The sequence below is a fragment of the Paraburkholderia sp. Tr-20389 genome, assembly GCF_017104565.1.
Classification (GTDB): domain Bacteria; phylum Pseudomonadota; class Gammaproteobacteria; order Burkholderiales; family Burkholderiaceae; genus Paraburkholderia.
The window spans coordinates 1-15,883 of record NZ_JAAGPD010000009.1 but is presented as its reverse complement, the minus strand read 5'-3'; the positions used below and the strand labels follow the sequence as shown (position 1 = coordinate 15,883).

General features: G+C 63.4%; 15 protein-coding genes and 1 tRNA gene. 11 read left to right on the top strand and 5 right to left on the bottom strand.

Going from position 1 to position 15,883, the window contains the following annotated elements; all coding sequences use genetic code 11:
- Positions 1-120: 120 nt before the first annotated feature.
- The 8 genes from ybgC to G3N95_RS12725 all read left to right on the top strand — a co-directional run bounded on the left by ybgC (position 121) and on the right by G3N95_RS12725 (position 5,927).
- Complete coding sequence (ybgC, locus tag G3N95_RS12760; protein WP_205970575.1) at positions 121-600, top strand: tol-pal system-associated acyl-CoA thioesterase; 480 nt, start codon at positions 121-123, stop codon at positions 598-600.
- Between the two features lie 164 nt (positions 601-764).
- Positions 765-1,442 carry a protein TolQ gene (tolQ, locus tag G3N95_RS12755; RefSeq protein WP_012401829.1) on the top strand — a complete coding sequence of 226 codons (678 nt, stop codon included), beginning with the start codon at positions 765-767 and terminating at the stop codon, positions 1,440-1,442.
- Positions 1,443-1,453: 11 nt separating this feature from the next.
- On the top strand, positions 1,454-1,900 hold the full coding sequence (tolR, locus tag G3N95_RS12750) for a protein TolR (RefSeq protein WP_205970354.1): 447 nt from the start codon (positions 1,454-1,456) through the stop codon (positions 1,898-1,900).
- Positions 1,897-2,937, top strand: coding sequence for a cell envelope integrity protein TolA (gene tolA, locus G3N95_RS12745; protein ID WP_205970353.1), 1,041 nt, complete (start codon positions 1,897-1,899; stop codon positions 2,935-2,937). The genes tolR and tolA overlap by 4 nt, the downstream gene beginning before the upstream one ends.
- A 116-nt stretch (positions 2,938-3,053) precedes the next feature.
- Entirely contained in the window at positions 3,054-4,346 is a 1,293-nt protein-coding gene (tolB, locus tag G3N95_RS12740) for a Tol-Pal system beta propeller repeat protein TolB (RefSeq protein WP_205970352.1), read from the top strand.
- 19 nt (positions 4,347-4,365) lie between these two features.
- Positions 4,366-4,875 carry a peptidoglycan-associated lipoprotein Pal gene (gene pal / locus G3N95_RS12735; protein WP_205970351.1) on the top strand — a complete coding sequence of 170 codons (510 nt, stop codon included), beginning with the start codon at positions 4,366-4,368 and terminating at the stop codon, positions 4,873-4,875.
- 15 nt (positions 4,876-4,890) lie between these two features.
- Complete coding sequence (ybgF, locus tag G3N95_RS12730) at positions 4,891-5,640, top strand: tol-pal system protein YbgF (protein WP_205970350.1); 750 nt, start codon at positions 4,891-4,893, stop codon at positions 5,638-5,640.
- Between the two features lie 211 nt (positions 5,641-5,851).
- Positions 5,852-5,927, top strand: a tRNA-Lys gene (locus tag G3N95_RS12725).
- A 278-nt stretch (positions 5,928-6,205) separates the two neighbouring features.
- Here the strand turns inward: G3N95_RS12725 and G3N95_RS12720 are convergent.
- Positions 6,206-6,361 carry a hypothetical protein gene (locus G3N95_RS12720; RefSeq protein ID WP_205970349.1) on the bottom strand — a complete coding sequence of 52 codons (156 nt, stop codon included), beginning with the start codon at positions 6,359-6,361 and terminating at the stop codon, positions 6,206-6,208.
- Between the two features lie 86 nt (positions 6,362-6,447).
- Between G3N95_RS12720 and G3N95_RS12715 the strand changes: the two genes are divergently transcribed.
- Positions 6,448-7,608 carry a glycosyltransferase gene (locus G3N95_RS12715; RefSeq protein ID WP_205970348.1) on the top strand — a complete coding sequence of 387 codons (1,161 nt, stop codon included), beginning with the start codon at positions 6,448-6,450 and terminating at the stop codon, positions 7,606-7,608.
- Positions 7,609-7,654: 46 nt separating this feature from the next.
- On the opposite strand, the gene G3N95_RS12710 is transcribed toward G3N95_RS12715, so the two are convergent.
- Together G3N95_RS12710 and G3N95_RS12705 are read right to left on the bottom strand one after the other, a co-directional pair.
- A complete protein-coding gene (locus G3N95_RS12710) occupies positions 7,655-8,722 on the bottom strand; it encodes a glycosyltransferase family 4 protein (protein ID WP_205970574.1) in 1,068 nt (355 codons plus the stop codon).
- Positions 8,722-9,960 carry an oligosaccharide flippase family protein gene (locus G3N95_RS12705; RefSeq protein WP_205970347.1) on the bottom strand — a complete coding sequence of 413 codons (1,239 nt, stop codon included), beginning with the start codon at positions 9,958-9,960 and terminating at the stop codon, positions 8,722-8,724. The genes G3N95_RS12710 and G3N95_RS12705 overlap by 1 nt, the downstream gene beginning before the upstream one ends.
- 274 nt (positions 9,961-10,234) lie before the next feature.
- Between G3N95_RS12705 and G3N95_RS12700 the strand changes: the two genes are divergently transcribed.
- Complete coding sequence (locus tag G3N95_RS12700) at positions 10,235-11,494, top strand: glycosyltransferase (RefSeq protein ID WP_205970346.1); 1,260 nt, start codon at positions 10,235-10,237, stop codon at positions 11,492-11,494.
- 64 nt (positions 11,495-11,558) lie between these two features.
- Here G3N95_RS12700 and G3N95_RS12695 read toward each other — a convergent pair whose 3' ends face one another.
- Positions 11,559-12,806: an acyltransferase gene (locus G3N95_RS12695; protein WP_346778372.1), complete on the bottom strand. Its 1,248-nt coding sequence runs from the start codon at positions 12,804-12,806 to the stop codon at positions 11,559-11,561.
- Positions 12,807-12,993: 187 nt separating this feature from the next.
- Positions 12,994-14,139, bottom strand: a complete 1,146-nt coding sequence (locus tag G3N95_RS12690; protein WP_205970344.1) for an acyltransferase — start codon at positions 14,137-14,139, stop codon at positions 12,994-12,996.
- Between the two features lie 397 nt (positions 14,140-14,536).
- Here G3N95_RS12690 and G3N95_RS12685 point away from each other — a divergent pair.
- Positions 14,537-15,883 (top strand): hypothetical protein (locus G3N95_RS12685; RefSeq protein WP_205970343.1); only part of this gene is annotated, 1,347 nt, incomplete at its 3' end.

Genomic DNA, 15,883 nt, shown 5'->3' with positions numbered 1-15,883 from the left:
TGCCGCATCGACCGCACAGCCCTGCACAGGGTGGCGTCGATGCGGCGCCTGTCGCGTGCGCAGAACACATTCCGGTACAACAGTGCCCAAAAATGCGGCGCCCTTTTGCGTTCCGGTAAAATGCGCGCCATGAATATGTCTGATAGTCAGTCCGGTGCCGAAATCGGCTTTATCTGGCCGATTCGCGTGTATTACGAAGACACCGACGCCGGCGGCATCGTGTTTTACGCGAACTACCTGAAGTTTTTCGAGCGCGCGCGCACCGAATGGCTGCGCGCGTGCGGCGTCGATCAACGCAAGCTGGCTGAAGAAACGGGTGCGCTCTTCGTCGTGCGCAGCACTGCCCTCGACTATCGCGCGCCTGCCCGGCTCGACGACATGCTGCGCATCGTCAGCCGGATCGAGAAGCTTGGCCGCGCGTCGGTGGATTTCGCCCAGGAAGCCTGGCGTGGCGACACGCTGCTGGCGACGGGGACGATCCGCGTCGGTTGTGTCGACGCACAATCGATGAAGCCGTCAGCCATTCCTCCACCGGTTCACGCCGCCTTGCAGCGCGGACCGGACTCAAGCGGCGCCAGCGTGTCAACGGCGAGTATTTGAACGCGTTGTTACCTGGACAGTGAACTCGTAACGGTCACAACAAGACCAAGTATGGTTCGGCGAAGGACCCGCCGAAGCTTCCGGTTTGCCGACTGAATGCCGACCGAACGCTTCGACCCACCTTGCAGCCGGACGCCCCACCCGGGACGTTACATCGAACCTCTATGAACACTACACAAGATCTGTCGATCATTTCTCTCGTTCTCAATGCGAGCCTGCTGGCGCAGGCAGTGATGGCGCTGCTGTTGCTGCTGTCGCTGATGTCGTGGACTTTCATCTTCCGCAAGTGGTTTGCGATTCGCCGCGCGCGGGCGCAGACTGAACGTTTCGAACGCGATTTCTGGTCGGGCGGCGACCTGCAGGCGCTGTATCAGAGCGCCGCGAACAACCGTCACACGATCGGTGCGCTCGAACGTATTTTCGAGTCGGGCATGCGTGAATTCCTGAAGGGCAAGGAAAAGCGGATCAACGATCCGGGCGCGATTCTCGACGGCGCACGCCGTGCGATGCGCGCTGCCTTCCAGCGCGAAATGGACGTACTCGAAGCGAACCTCGCGTTCCTCGCTTCCGTCGGCTCAGTCAGCCCGTATATCGGTCTGTTCGGCACGGTCTGGGGGATCATGAACGCGTTCCGCGGCCTTGCGAACGTCCAGCAGGCTACCCTTGCGAACGTTGCGCCCGGCATCGCCGAAGCGCTGACGGCAACGGCGATCGGCCTGTTCGCCGCGATCCCCGCCGTGGTCGCCTACAACCGCTACGCGCACGACATCGATCGCCTCGCGATCCGCTTCGAAACCTTCATCGAAGAGTTCTCGAACATCCTGCAGCGTCAGGCCCATTAAGGAGTCCCACGATGGCCGGTTCAGTTCGTTCCAGCATGCGCGGCAGCCGCTCGCGCCGCGCGATGGCCGACATCAACGTCGTGCCGTACATCGACGTGATGCTCGTGCTGCTCGTGATTTTCATGGTGACGGCCCCGCTCGTGGCGCCGTCCATCGTGAATCTGCCGACGGTCGGCGGCGCCGCGCCGCAGCAGCAGACGCCGCCCGTCGTCGTCAACATCAAGGCCGACGGCAACATGAGCGTCAAGTACAAGGACGACTCAGGCGCGACCCAGCAGGAGACGATGACGCAAGCCGACCTGCGCGGCTTCGTCACCGACCGCGAAGCGTCGCATCCCGATCAGCCTGTCGTGATCGCCGCCGACAAAACCGTCAAATATGAAGTCGTGATGAACGTGATGTCCGACCTCAAGGCTCGCGGCGTCAAGCGCGTTGGATTGCTCGTCAAATCGCAATGACCCGCCGACAGAACAACGCCTATCCGCTGCAACCGCCGCGCGAGCGCGGTACAGGCCGCGCCATTGCGCTCGCCGTGGTGATGCACGTGCTGCTCGGATTCTTCCTGTATCACGGCATTCACTGGCAGAACAGCACGCCCGCAGGCGCCGAAGCCGAACTGTGGACGGAAGTGCCCGACGTGCCGACGCCGCGCCCCGCTCCGCCGCCGCCCGCGCCCGCGCCCGTCAAGCCGGCGCCGCAGGTGAACGACGAAGAGGCCGACATCGCGCTGCAGGAGAAGAAGCGCAAGCAGCAGCAGGAAGCCCAGCGTCAGGCCGAACTCGCCGAGCAGCAGCGCCAGCAGAAGCTGCAGGCTCAGCAGGAAGCCGAGGCTAAGCGCCAGAAGCAACTCGCGGCAGACCAGGCCGCCGCAGCCGCCGCCGCGAAGCTCAAGCAGCAGCAACAGCAGCAGCAACAGCAGGCTGAAAAGCTCAAGCAGCAGCAACTCGCCCAGCAGAAGCAGGAGCAGTTGAAGAAGCAGCAGGAAGAACAGCAGAAGGAACAGGAAGCCAAGCAGGCGCAAGCCGACGCGCAGGCGAAGGCTGACGCCGCGAAGGCCGCCAAGGCGAAAGCTCAGGCTCAGGCTCAAGCGCAGGCCGAGGCCGCGAAGAAGCTCGACGCGGAGCGCCGTCAGCGTCTCGCCGCGATGCAGGGTATGGCGGGCGGTGAAGGCTCGACGGGCAACGGCCTCGCGAAGAGCGGCACGGGCACCGGCTCGGGCGGCAACGCCACGTCGCCGGGCTATGCGGACAAGGTTAAGCGTCGCGTGCAACCGAACATCATCTGGTCGGGCGATACGTCGGGTCTCGAAACCGTCGTTTCCGTTCGCTGCTCGCCGACGGGTACGCTGCTGAGCGCGACGGTCACGCGCAGCAGCGGCAACCAGGCGTGGGATGACGCCGCATTGCGCGCCGTCCAGCGCTCCGACCCGATGCCGCAGGACGTCAACGGCAAGACGCCTGAAAGCTTCAAGATCACACTGCGACCGGCCGCCTGATGCTCCGTTCCCGATTCGCCCGCTTACGCGGGCTTACCGGGAACGATTTCTGCTCAAGCCGGTCTGTTTGCAGTTGTGAAGTGTTAGAAATTCGTTTTTTGGGGAATCTATAAACAATGAGTTTGATGACCAAGCTAGGCCTGCGAGCACTCGTAGCGTCGTGTCTGATCGCCGCGGGCGGTGCCGCCCATGCGCAACTCAACGTCCTCGTGACGGGCGTCGGGTCCACCCAGTTCCCGATCGCCACGGCAAATTTTGCCAACGAGGCAAATTCTCCCCAGCAGATCAGCACGATTGTCCGCCAGGATCTTCAGCGCAGCGGTAAATTCACCAACATCGACGCCGGCAGCGCGCCCGTATCGGAAGGCGATTCCGTCGATCTGGGCGCATGGAAGGCGAAAGGCGCGAACGCATTCGTCGCGGGCAGCGTCACCAAGCTGCCGAACGGCCAGTACCAGGTGCGCTTCAAGCTGTACGACACCGTCAACCAGCAAAGCCTCGGCGGCCTCGAGCTGGTCAGCCCGGAGAGCGGCCTGCGCATGAGCGCGCACAAGGTGGCCGACTACATCTACGCGAAGCTGATGGGCGGCCGCGGCGTGTTCGCGACGCGTCTGTCGTACGTGATCAAGACGGGCAACCGCTACCAGTTGCAGATTTCCGATTCCGACGGCCAGGACGCGCACATCGCACTGTCCAGCCCGGAACCGATCATCTCGCCGGCGTGGTCGCCGGACGGCACCAAGGTCGCGTATGTCTCGTTCGAAAAGAAGAAGCCGATCGTCTATATCCACGATCTGCCGACGGGGCGCCGCGTCGTCGTGTCCGACCAGAAGGGCAACAACAGCGCGCCCGCATGGTCGCCCGACGGCCGCACGCTGGCCGTCGCGCTGTCGCGCACGGGCAACACGCAGATTTTCGCCGTCAACGCCGACGGCAGCGGCCTGCGCCGCCTGACGCAAGGCAGCTCGATCGATACCGAACCGTCGTACTCGCCGGATGGCCAGTCGATCTATTTCACGAGCGACCGCGGCGGCCAGCCGCAGGTCTACAAGATGCCCGCCGGCGGCGAGGCATCGGGCGGCGCGCAGCGCGTGACGTTCACGGGCAACTACAATACGAGTCCGCGCGTGAGCCCGGACGGCAAGCAGCTCGCATACATCTCGCGCACGGGCGGGGGCTTCAAGCTGTATATCCAGGATCTGCAGTCGGGCGTCGCGACGGCGCTCACCGATACAACACATGACGAATCGCCGAGCTTCGCGGCGAATGGTCAGTACATTCTTTACGCCACTCAGGTGAACGGCCGTGGCGTGTTGGCCGCAGTATCGACCGATGGTCGGACGCGGCAGGTCCTGTCCGTTCAGGGTGGCAGCGTACGCGAGCCGTCCTGGGGCCCGTTTATGCAATAACACACAAGGAGAGTAAAGCATGATGTCCAAACTTCGTATCGCGTTGGCCGTGGCAATGGTCGGCACGCTGGCTGCCTGTCATTCGGGCGTGAAGCTCGACGAAAACGCCGGCAAGGGCGGCGCGACGGGCGCACAACCCAACCCGAACGATGTCGCCACGGTCAACGTCGATCCGCTGAACGATCCGAACAGCCCGCTGGCAAAGCGCAGCATCTATTTCGATTTCGACAGCTACTCGGTCAAGGACGACTACCAGCCGCTGCTGCAGCAACACGCTCAGTACCTGAAGAGCCACCCGCAACGTCACGTCCTGATCCAGGGCAACACCGACGAGCGCGGCACGAGCGAATACAACCTGGCACTCGGCCAGAAGCGTGCTGAAGCCGTCCGCCGTTCGATGTCGCTGCTGGGCGTGCCGGATTCGGAAATGGAAGCCGTGAGCCTCGGCAAGGAAAAGCCGCAGGCAACGGGTCATGACGAAGCGTCGTGGGCGCAAAACCGCCGCGCGGACCTCGTCTATCAACAGTAATAGGTGACAAGCCGTATGACGCACCGTTTCTCCTGGCTGCGCATGGCCGCAGCCGCCTGCGTCGCGGGGTCGGCCGTGATGGCCCTGCCCGCTCACGCCGGCATGTTCGACGACGATCAGGCTCGCCAGGCGATCCTCGATCTGCGCACCAAGACTGATAGTCTGTCGAGCCAGCTGTCGGCGGCTCAACGCACGATCCTCGATCAGCAAAACCGTCTCGACCAGCTGAACCAGCAGGTCGCGACGCTGCGCGGACAGAACGAGGACCTCACCAATCAGGTCACGACGTTGCAGAAGCAGCAAAAGGACTACTACACCGACCTCGACGGTCGTCTGAAGAAGTTCGAGCCGCAGCAACAGACGGTCGATGGCGTGGAAGGCACCGTGCAGCCGGGTGAAACGGAGGCGTTCAACGCGGCTTCACAGCAGTTCCGCAGCGGTGACTTCAAGAATGCGGCGACGTCGTTCCGCAGCTTCATCGCGAAGTATCCGCAAAGCCCGTATCAGCCTACTGCGCAATACTGGCTAGGCAACGCGCTGTATGCGCTGCGCGACTACAAGGGCTCGACGTCAGTGTGGCAAGGCGTCGTGCAGAAGTATCCGCAGCATCCGCGCGCGCCTGAGGCGCTGCTGGCCATCGCGAACAACCAGCTCGAACAAGGCCAGAAGGCGGCCGCCAAGAAGACGCTCGAACAGATCGTCGCGCAGTACGGCGGCTCGGATGTCGCGCAGTCGGCACAAAGCAAGCTCTCGCAGATCAAATGATTCGTGACACCCGGCTCTCGCCGGACGTCCGTTTGTCATGATGCAGTAAACGCGCAGTGTCGACGCTTCAAGAACCGATACGCGCGCCTCTCGCCGGAAAGCCCGGAACTTCACCGTTCCGGGCTTTTCTTTTGGAGCACGCGCAGGCGATGATTGCCGGCCCGTTTATTGACAGTCTGATGTAGCGTCGCTATAATTTCGCTTCTCTTTTGGGTCGTTAGCTCAGCTGGTAGAGCAGCGGACTTTTAATCCGTTGGTCACAGGTTCGAATCCCGTACGGCCTACCAAAGATATGAAGGGCTCAGCGCAAGCTGAGCCCTTTTCATTTCGCGTCACGCTTTCTGCACGACGCATCCCGATCGCCAATTTCCGCCGTGCCTCGCAAGCGCCGTCATCGCTCGCGAAAAATTTACCCGCGCCCATTCATTTTCATTAAGCTCCGCCAAAATTACTGGCCGCATTCCCAATTGCAAAATCACGATCGGCGCTTTTAAAAAGACACAATTAAATCGAAATACCGCCGCCAAAGAATGCGTTTTTCAGCATAGCCGCCGCACCGCGCCCATCACCGCGAATAGTGCGTCAAACCCTTGCCTGGCATACATCCGGCGCGTGCAATATGTGAAACAGAAAGCCTCGCACCGGTCATATCCCATTCCGGCTTCAGAAAAAATAGTGTTTTCCCGACAATAACCCCTTCGCCGTAGTCAATTTCGGCCATTTAATCTGCGTAAGGGAATTGTCTACTGCATAATTCAAGCGGCCTTCAATCAACAGCGCATCACTAACCTGCAAAGGGTTGATCCGGTGACCGACAAACTGCTTACCGATTGGAGTACTGCGTCGCTGGGCAAAAGCACGACGGCCGACAACAAGCGGACCGTGTTCTATGTGCAGCCGTTGATCGCGCACTATCGGATGGAGGTCATCGAGTCGCTTAACCGGCTCTTTTCCGTCAAGCTCTTCGCCAGTTCCGCGGGTATGGAATCGAACGGATTCTCGCGGGAAAAACCCGCGTGCGCGGAATTCGTCGAAACGCAGATCAGCCATGTGTTTTCGCCGGGCATCAACATGCAGCGCGAGGTCGTCGGACGAATCCTGCGCGAGCGCCCCGCTGCCGTGCTGATGTTCGCCGATATCCGCTACCTGTCGCTCTGGCTCGCGCTGGTGGCCGGCCGCACGATGCGCATTCCCGTCCTGATTCACGGACAGGGCCTGTACCGGCACGAAGAAGACGTCGGCGTGATCCGCGGGCTGTGCTACCGGATCGCCGTCGCGCTGTCGACGCAGTACATCTGCTACACCGACGCATCCAAGCGTTCGCTGGAAGGCGTCGGATGTCCTTCAGGGAAACTGATCGTGGCCGATAACTCGCTGACCGTTGAACACACCGTCGATCCCGCCGAGAAATCCGGCAAGGAGACAGGCATCCTGTTCATCGGGCGGCTGCGCGACGATTCGAACGTCGATGCGCTGATCGAAGCCGTCGGCCGTCTGCGCAGCGAAGATCATGAGATCACGCTGCATCTGGTCGGAGGCGGCAAGCACGGAGCGCAACTCAAGCGCCTGTACGGCGACCGCGAGTATGTCGTCTGGTACGGTCCCGTGTTCGACGAAAGCCGCATCGCCGCGATCAGCCGGCAGTGCCGCATCGGCTGCTATCCGGGCGCGGCGGGCCTGAGCGTCGTGCACATGTTCGGCCTGAGCCTGCCGCCCCTCGTGCACGACGAAATGCAGCGGCACATGGGACCGGAGCCCGGCTATGTCGAGGACGGCAGCACAGGGTTCTTCTATCCGCGCGAAGGCGGCGTCGATGCGCTCGCGGATACGCTGCGCCGCGTGTGGACGATGCCGCCCGACACGATGCGCGCGGCGGCCGCCGCCGCGCATTCGAAGTACCAGCAACTGAATTCGCCGACACTCGGCAGAAAGCTCGCGGAGATCGTCCGCGCAGCGTTGAAGCCTTGAAGGCGCGGCGCACGCCACCGCGAGCCCGAAAGAGCGGGCAACAGACTCAAACCCGCGCGCCGATCACCTGTTGCGCAACGGCCAGATAACGCTGCGCCGTATCCTGCAGCGTCAAACCCGCAAGCGACCTCGGCACCTTGGGCTGCGCCAGCGCCGTCAACAGCGCCGCGGCATAGGCGGACGTATCGTCGGTATCGACGAGTTGAACGCCGGGCAGCGTCTTCGCGAATTGAAACGGTGTAATCGTGCTCGCGACGACGGGAATCCCCGACGCCAGCGCCTCGAGAAACGCAATGCTGTGCCCTTCCGAGCGCGACGGCATCGCGAACACGTTCGACGCGCGCAGCACGCCGCTCACGTCCGAATGCGGACCATCGACCCTGACCCGGTCTTCGATGCCGAGCTTCTTCACCAGGTCCTCAATTGCCGCCAGATAGGCGGGATCCTCGACCACGCCGTACAGTTGCAGCCGCACGTCCTGCACTTGCGCCGCCACCTCGCTGAACGCGTGCACCGTCTGCAACTGGTTCTTCACCGACGTATAACGGCCGATCTGCACGATCTGCTGAGGCGCATCGCCGGAACGCGGACGATCGTCGAATGCGAAGCGCGACATGTCGACGCCATTCGGAATCAACGTCACGAGCGGATGCGAGCCGACGCAGTCGTTGTAGTCCCGCACGTTCGCCGGCGATACGCCGATCACGGCCCGCGCCCGCGATGACAGCAGACGCTCGACGTTGCGAAACAGCTTGCGCTCGAAGTCGTTGACGGCGGAGTGCATCACGTAGATCACGGGCACGCTGGTCGGCAGCGCACGCGCATAGAACGCGGGGATCGTCGCATGCGCGAACAGCACGTCGGGCCTGAAACGCCGCAGCACAGCGGCGAGATGAATCAGCTTGCCGGGCAGACTCGAACGCCTGGCGGGAAACGCACACTCGACGCCGTGGCTCGCCAGCTCGCGCGTGAACGGCGCGAAGTCGGGCCGTTCGGGCAACAACGCCGTCACGCCGACCACGCTGCCCTCGCGCTGCTGATGGATCGCGAGATCCTTCGCCAGCACTTCCGCGCCCGACAGCCGCGGCTCCAGCACGAGATGAAGTATCCGCATCACAGCACCCTCGCGGTCCGGTACATCATCCATGCAGCCGCCGAGCTGAGGCCGACCGTCATCCCCCACGCGATGCCCGTCACGCCCCAGTAGTGCGTCGCGGGCGGCACGCAGGCGAGCAGCACGAGCACCTGGATCACGGACGCCTGAGTCGTCGCCTTCGCGTCGCCGACCGCGCGCAGATACGACACCAGCACCGCGATCAGCGCACCGATCGCCATGTTGATCAGGAAGATCTTGAAGAGCGGCACGGCAGGCAGCCAGGCTGGGCCGAGTATCAGCGCGAACAGCGGCTGCGCCGCCAGCCGCAGCACGATCACGACAAGCACCAGCCCCAGCGCGATCAAGCCGATATAGCGCTTGAAGAGCCGCGCGGCCGCGTGAGGATCGGTGCGATGGCGTGCGGCGAAAGTCGGGAACAGGTACTGCGACATCGCAATCGCGGCATCGGCGAGCAGCATCTGCGCGAGCCGCGACGACATCTGATACGCGCCGAGTTGCGCGGGACCGAGCAGCTTGCCGACCACGACCTTGTCGAACTGGTTGAGGATCAGGTTGACGACACTGCCCGCCCAGATCCAGCGGCTGAAACCGATGTAATGACCGATGCCCGACCAGCGCAACCGGATGGGCGGACGCGGACTCATCGTGATCCACGTGAGCGCCGTCTTCAGCGATTCGCCGACGATCATCCCGAGCAGCACCGAATACGCGCCCGCCCCCGCGAGGGCCAGCGCGAGGCCGCAACAGCAGTCGAGAAAAGCCGCCGAGATCTCGATGAGCGCGACATGCTGAAAGCGCCGCTCGCGCTGCACGACGTAATAGGCGGGTGACGCGACGCCGCGCAGCAACGGCAACAGCGCCGCGAGCTGCAGGAGCAGCAGCGCGCCGCCCAGATGGAACTGACTGTTCATCAGCGGCGCTATCGCGACGAGCGCGGCGCCGATCACGAGACCACGCGTCGCGAGCGTGGTCCACACTGCGCCCAGCTCATCGTGCGTCGGCGCGGCCTGCCCCTGGATCACCGCCTGCGAAAGTCCCGTATCAGACAGCGACTCTGCAATTGCGACGGCGAGCAGCGCGACGCTTACGCTGCCGATCGCCTCCGGCCCGAGAATGCGGCCGATCGCGAGAAACTTGATAGCCACGAGCCCGCGCATCAACACCTGCTGCAACAGCACCCATGTCGCTGCGCTCGAACCCAGGCCTGCCCTGAACGAGAACCCCGGTAGCCTCATCGTCCGCAATCTTTTTCTCCTGTCCCATGCAAGGCTGTCGATCGAAGCCGGCGCTCGAGCGCCCGTTCCCGTGGCAGACACAGCCCGTCCGTCGGCTCACGCACGCCGTCCCTCAAGGTAACTCGCCGTACCCGCACACGGACGCCATCTGTCAGTCAGATTCGGCAACGGCACCATTCAGACTGTCTGTTGTCGCCAAAGAAATGGCGAAATTGTCGGTTCACGGCGAAGGCCTGATGCTAAGGTGAACGCACGGCTGCTCCCTACGATCGCTATGGAACGTGCAACCCATCTCGCCCCCATCGAAGCACCCATCGCCGATGCCGCGAGTCGCGGCTATATCGTCATCATCGAGCCGAATTTCACCGGGCATCGGTGGCGCTATGTCGAATGGATCGCGCAGACCTGCCTCGAAGCAGGTTATCCATGTCTCGTCGTGACCGAGAACTCGAACGAGGATCATCGGCTCGCGCGCGAGATCATGTCCGCGCGGCGCGAGGATCTGCAGATCGCCTTCGTCGATGCTGAAAACCAGCGTCAAGGCCGGGGGCTCAAGCGCATCAGCTATGCGCGGTTTCATGCCTATTTCAAGCTCGCCTACGACTCCGTCAAGCACGCCGAACGCGTCCGTCTCGTCGTCGTGCCGTACGTCGATTACTTCTTCCATGCACTGCCGCTGCTCGGCACGCCGTTCGGCCACGCGCCGTGGATCGCGATTACGATGCGCGCAACCTTCCATCATCGCAAGGTCGGCGTGCGTACGCCGGGGCGGCCGCTCGTCAATACGCTGAAGTCGCTGCTGTTCCGGCGCGCGGTGCATACGAAAGGACTGCGCACACTTCTGTCGATCGATCCGACGCTGCCCGAATGGATCGGCCGGGACAAGCCCAGACATGGGGCGGCCGTGCGCTATGTCGCCGATCCGTTCCCCGATGCGAAGGCGGAAGATCCCCTGGTCGCGCGCGAGCGTCTCGATCTCGACCCCACTGGCCGCTATCTGCTCGTCTACGGTTCGATCAGCGAGCGCAAGGGCATCTGCGAGCTGGCGGAAGCGCTGGCAGGCATGAAGGACGCACCGACGCTGCTGCTCGCGGGCGAACAGGATCAGGAGATCCGTGGCTTCATGCGCGCGTTCATTCCGATTCTCAAGCCCGCACCCGTGATTCTCGACCGCTTCATTTCGAACGAGATGGAGCGCGACCTGTTCTCCGCGTGCGACGTCGTCTGGCTCGGCTACAAGGGCCACTATGGGATGAGCGGCGTGCTCGTGCAGGCCTACCGCTTCGACAAGCCCGTCGTCGCCACGAGCGATGGACTGATCGGCTGGTTCTGCCGCGACGGCCAGCTTGGGCCGTGTCTCGACGATCTGTCAGCGGATTCGATCAAGCGCGCGCTCGATGACGTCGCAGAGCAATGGCGGCGCGGCGAGAAGCATCAGCGGCCGCTCGATCATCTGCTCGCGCGCAACACGCTCGGTCAGTTCAAGGAAACGCTGCGCCAGACGATCACCGCGGCAATCGAAGCGCGCGTCTGAGGTCAGGACGCAACGCGCGTCTGCGTCGTCGCACGGTCAACATGTCAGCGTGCATCCGGAGCGCTCATTCAGGCGTCTCGCCGCTCACCCGCTCGATTCCCTTCGCAGGCGCCACGCGCGGCAGCAGCACCTGCCGCGCCCATTGCGCGCATGGCTTCTCGATGCGTGCCGCGCTGATCCGCGCGGCCACATAGCTCGCGCAGCACGCGAACAGCGCGGCGATCGCGAAACCCAGCACGGGCCCCCGATGATCGAGCGCATCGAGCGGCGTTTTCAACGCGACACGCACCATCAGGATCACGACGAAGCTCCAGATGTACAGCCCATAGCTGTTCTGCCCGAACGCGGCGACGATCCGCGCCCCCGGATAGCGTCGCGGCAATTGCGCGAGCAGCAGCAACAGCGCGGCGGCCGCGCACGCGGCGACGGTAGGCGCGAGCCAGTGCGCGAGACCCAGCCCGGAGCCGGTCGCGTACAGCAGCACGAGAAAAGCGGCGAAGGCAGCCAGCGCACACGCGCTGCCGAACCGCGACAGGTCGATGCCGTCGCGCAGCAGCAGCCGCTTGCCGTAACGCGCGAATATGAAGCCCACGACGAAGCACGGCAGTTGCGTCGGCGGCCAGTAGTAGAGGAACGAATTGTTCTCGACGGTGCAGACGTCGCCGGCACACGCGCCCGCCGTGAGCACGACTGCGCTGCACACCAGCAACGCCAGCGACGTGCGCCATAGTCCCTGCCGCGTGCGCGTGGCGATGAAGATGAGCGGCGCGAACAGATAGAAGCACATCTCCACGCCGATCGACCAGCCGCCCGGCACCACCGTGTTCACCGCACTCGGCAACCACGCGTGAATGAAGAGCAGATTCGCGAGGACATCGGATACATCGTGCGGCGCCGTGACCTGCGTATTGAAGTGTCCCGCAAGAAGATTGCCGAGCGAATAGACGGCAATCGCGAGGTAATACAGCGGTGCGATTCGAAAGAAACGCTTGATGTAGAAGCGCCACGCGATCAGCGCGCGATCGTCGCCGAAGCGCTTCGTTTCCTCTTCGAGCGTCAGCATGATCGTCACGGCGCTGATCACGAAGAACAGTTGCACGCCGTATTGCCCCATGTCCGCAAGGGCCTGCAGCCATGCGGGCAACGCGGGCATGAAGAGCGCGAGATGCACGAGAATCACGCCGACGATCGCGAGCGCGCGGCCGGCATCGAGTGCGGCGACGCGCGCTTCGTCGCGCGCGACCGCCTTCGCGATAACGGCGCCCGACGTCATCGCGGGCGACGGCGCATGCAGAGCGAGCGTTCCTGACACGCTCACGCGCCGTAGGCAACGGCTGCCGATGCGGTCAAGCCATGTCGGCGTTCCTGTGGAGCCCACGCAAGTTCTCCCCTGCGGGCCCGATGGTTCGCCCGCCCGCGCGCACGCGATGCGTGCGGCACTGTGCAGCATGAAATAGTTTTGAATCAGGCTTTGCAGCAGGTTTGAAGCAGCGTTTGTATCAGGACAGCTGCCCGCCAACGGGCATTTCCTCTCGCACCGACGCGTTGCGCTTCGCCGGGAACAGCGCGTTGCGCAGCCGCAGGAACGGATACTCGACCGCACGCGTCATCACGTAGCCCGCGATGATCGCGATGGCAGACTGTGCGGCGAGCGCGACGAACCAGATCGCCGCAGGCGGCAAGCCGAGCGCCGTCGCCTTGCGGATCACGATGTCGCCGGGCGCGAGCGCGAGCGAGTGCCACAGGTAGATCCCATACGAATACACGCCGAGCCACGCGACCGCGCGATACGCGAACGAATCGCGCACCTTGCCCGAGTGCTCGAGCATCAGCACGATGAACGCGCAAAAGCCGATCGCCTGAATCGTGTAGCCGATGCTTTCGTCGAGCGGCTCATGCTTCGTCGCGAGCACGAGCCACGCGACCAGCACGGCCACGACCGCGAGCAGCCAGCCCGTGCGCTTCGCGATGCCTTGATACACGTCGGGCTTCATCCAGTAGATCGCCGCGAGAATCACGCCGTACAGCAAGCTGTCGATCCGGTACTGCGTATAGAAAAACGCTGCTTGCAGGTCGCCGCCCGCGACTTCGAGACAGCGCGCGATCAGCACGACCACGCAGATGCCGCCGAGCACGCTGATGATCGAACCGGCGCGCATCTTCCAGCGCGCAAACAGCAGCAGCACGGCGGGCAGGAACAGATAGAAGTGCTCTTCGACGGCGAGGCTCCACGTCTGCGAAATCGAAGTGCCGAAGTAATTCTGCAAATGCGTCAGGTTCTGCCAGAGGAAGGTATCCAGCGGATGACGGCCGACTATCGAATGAAACAGGATCAGCACGTAATACGCGGGCCAGATCTTGAACATCCGCCGCACGATGAAGCGGCGCGCGTCGACGTGTCCCGTCTCCGCGTATTGCCGCAGCAGCAGCCCGCCGACGAGAAAGCCGCTCAGCGTGAAGAACAGGTTCACGCCTTCGCGGCCGAAGTTCTTCAGCGGATACTCGATGATCGAGATCAGCGCGCTGCCCGTGTGATTCACATGGAAGTGGTAGCCCATTACCGCGAGAATCGCGATGCCGCGCACGAAGTCGAGCTCGACCGACCTGCCCCGCGTCATCGATTGCGCGCTGCCGAATAACTTCATGCCTGTTCCCCTTCGACGTCGTTTGCTGGTCTTTGTTTGTGAGCCGCCACGCGGAGAGCCACTGCGATTTCGTGCCTGCTTTCATGGCCGGACACCATCGACGAGCCACTGCGGGCAGCATCGTCGACACGGCACTTTTTCGCACGATATGTCAGTCATGTTGCTAGCTTGACCGCGCACTCGTGCGCCAAGTTGCTGTCCTTGTCGGACAGCCTGGCGGACCCCGCCAAACCGTCTGACTACGGGCTTTTGCCCGCATCGTGCGACCCCGCCAGAACCCAGGCGTATTACGCCTGCTCCGGACTTGACGCCAGGCCATCCATTTATATTCAGACTGAACAGTGGCGCGCGCCGCTGACACGATAAATGCACCGCACCGGGAAGGGGAGAATCGTCGATGCGCAACAAGTACGCTACGTTGTGGATCTGGATGTGCTTGTGCCCGCTCGCGCTCGACTACAAGGCGCCGGATGCCGATTCGGGCCACGCCGCGCAGATACTGCTCGTCGCCCCGACGCTCGCCGCCGCGCTCGCGCTGATCTTCATCGCGCCGCGCTTTCGCGACGCGTCCCCGCTGCGCCGCTTCGTGACACTCTGCCTCGTGCTCAGCGTGCCGGGCAGCCTGATTTCGCAACTCGTGCAAGGCAACGATTTCGGCAACTATCTGCGCGTGGTGTTGCCGTTTCTGCTGTTTCTGCTCGGCTACGCATTGGCCTGCCATCCGTGGCACGAAAACCGCATCGGCCAGATCGAAAAGGCACTCTTTTGGGCGAATCTGATCTGTCTCGTCTTTACCTTCATCTTCGGCATCGCGACGGGCGGCGGCCTGGGCGGAATCGCCGATGTGCGCTTTCGCATCGTCTCCGTGACGCTGCTCGGACTGCAAGGCGTGCTGCTGCATGAATTCGTGCTGGCGCGGCGCTTTTCGCCTTTCATGCTCGCCGTGTTTCTCGGCACGGTGATGGTCGAGTTGCTGAGCGTGACGCGCAGCCTGCTGGTCGGCACCGTGCTGCTGTTCGTGATGGCCGCGTGGATGAGCGCGCCGTCGCTGCGTTATCTGCTGCGCTCGGCCTTCCGCGTGTTCATCGTGAGCATCGTGCTCGGCGCGATGGCTGCGGCAGCCATCTGGAGCATGCCGTCCGTCAGCGAACACTGGATGCAGCGCTTCACGGTGGCCGCCAACACGCAGACGGGCAAGGATCCGACCACCATCACGCGCCTTGCCGAAATCAAGGATCAGGTCGATCAGGTGACCTCGTCGACACAATCGCTGCTGCTCGGCCAAGGCTACGGTCACTACTATCGCTATTCGCCGCAATACCTGCCCGATCTGGCAGGAACGATCAGCGAGAAGGATTTCTACGCGATCCACGAATGGGCGGCGGGCCATAACTTCTGGATCTATCAGCTGTTCGCAGGCGGCCTGCTGTTCGGGCTCGCGCTGCCGCTGGCGGTGCTGGTGACCTTGTGGCATTGCGCCAACGCGTACCGCCGATGGCGCGCGCGCAGCCCCGGCGCGCCGCTCTTGCCCGTGTTCGGACGCGCGATCCTGCTGCTCGCCGCTCTGCCTGCGACGTCGATCGGCGGCAATCCACTCGGCCCGCGCTTCTCGGGACTCGTATTCGGCGTCGCGCTCGGCCTCGCGGTCGCCACATATTGCCGTCTGCATCGACAGCTCGATTCGAAAGCCCGCTCGCGCGTCGAGCCCGTGGCGCCGCACTCGGCGGCGACTGCCGCCGTCGCA

Excerpts from the sequence above, each read along its gene's own strand:
- G3N95_RS12705 (WP_205970347.1), bottom strand. The coding sequence starts at position 9,960 with ATGAGGCTACCGGGGTTCTCGTTCAGGGCAGGCCTGGGTTCGAGCGCA.
- tolR (WP_205970354.1), top strand. The coding sequence starts at position 1,454 with ATGGCCGGTTCAGTTCGTTCCAGCATGCGCGGCAGCCGCTCGCGCCGC.
- G3N95_RS12700 (WP_205970346.1), top strand. The coding sequence starts at position 10,235 with ATGGAACGTGCAACCCATCTCGCCCCCATCGAAGCACCCATCGCCGAT.
- tolA (WP_205970353.1), top strand. The coding sequence starts at position 1,897 with ATGACCCGCCGACAGAACAACGCCTATCCGCTGCAACCGCCGCGCGAG.
- G3N95_RS12710 (WP_205970574.1), bottom strand. The coding sequence starts at position 8,722 with ATGCGGATACTTCATCTCGTGCTGGAGCCGCGGCTGTCGGGCGCGGAA.
- ybgC (WP_205970575.1), top strand. The coding sequence starts at position 121 with ATGCGCGCCATGAATATGTCTGATAGTCAGTCCGGTGCCGAAATCGGC.
- pal (WP_205970351.1), top strand. The coding sequence starts at position 4,366 with ATGATGTCCAAACTTCGTATCGCGTTGGCCGTGGCAATGGTCGGCACG.
- tolQ (WP_012401829.1), top strand. The coding sequence starts at position 765 with ATGAACACTACACAAGATCTGTCGATCATTTCTCTCGTTCTCAATGCG.
- ybgF (WP_205970350.1), top strand. The coding sequence starts at position 4,891 with ATGACGCACCGTTTCTCCTGGCTGCGCATGGCCGCAGCCGCCTGCGTC.
- G3N95_RS12690 (WP_205970344.1), bottom strand. The coding sequence starts at position 14,139 with ATGAAGTTATTCGGCAGCGCGCAATCGATGACGCGGGGCAGGTCGGTC.
- tolB (WP_205970352.1), top strand. The coding sequence starts at position 3,054 with ATGAGTTTGATGACCAAGCTAGGCCTGCGAGCACTCGTAGCGTCGTGT.
- G3N95_RS12720 (WP_205970349.1), bottom strand. The coding sequence starts at position 6,361 with ATGGCCGAAATTGACTACGGCGAAGGGGTTATTGTCGGGAAAACACTA.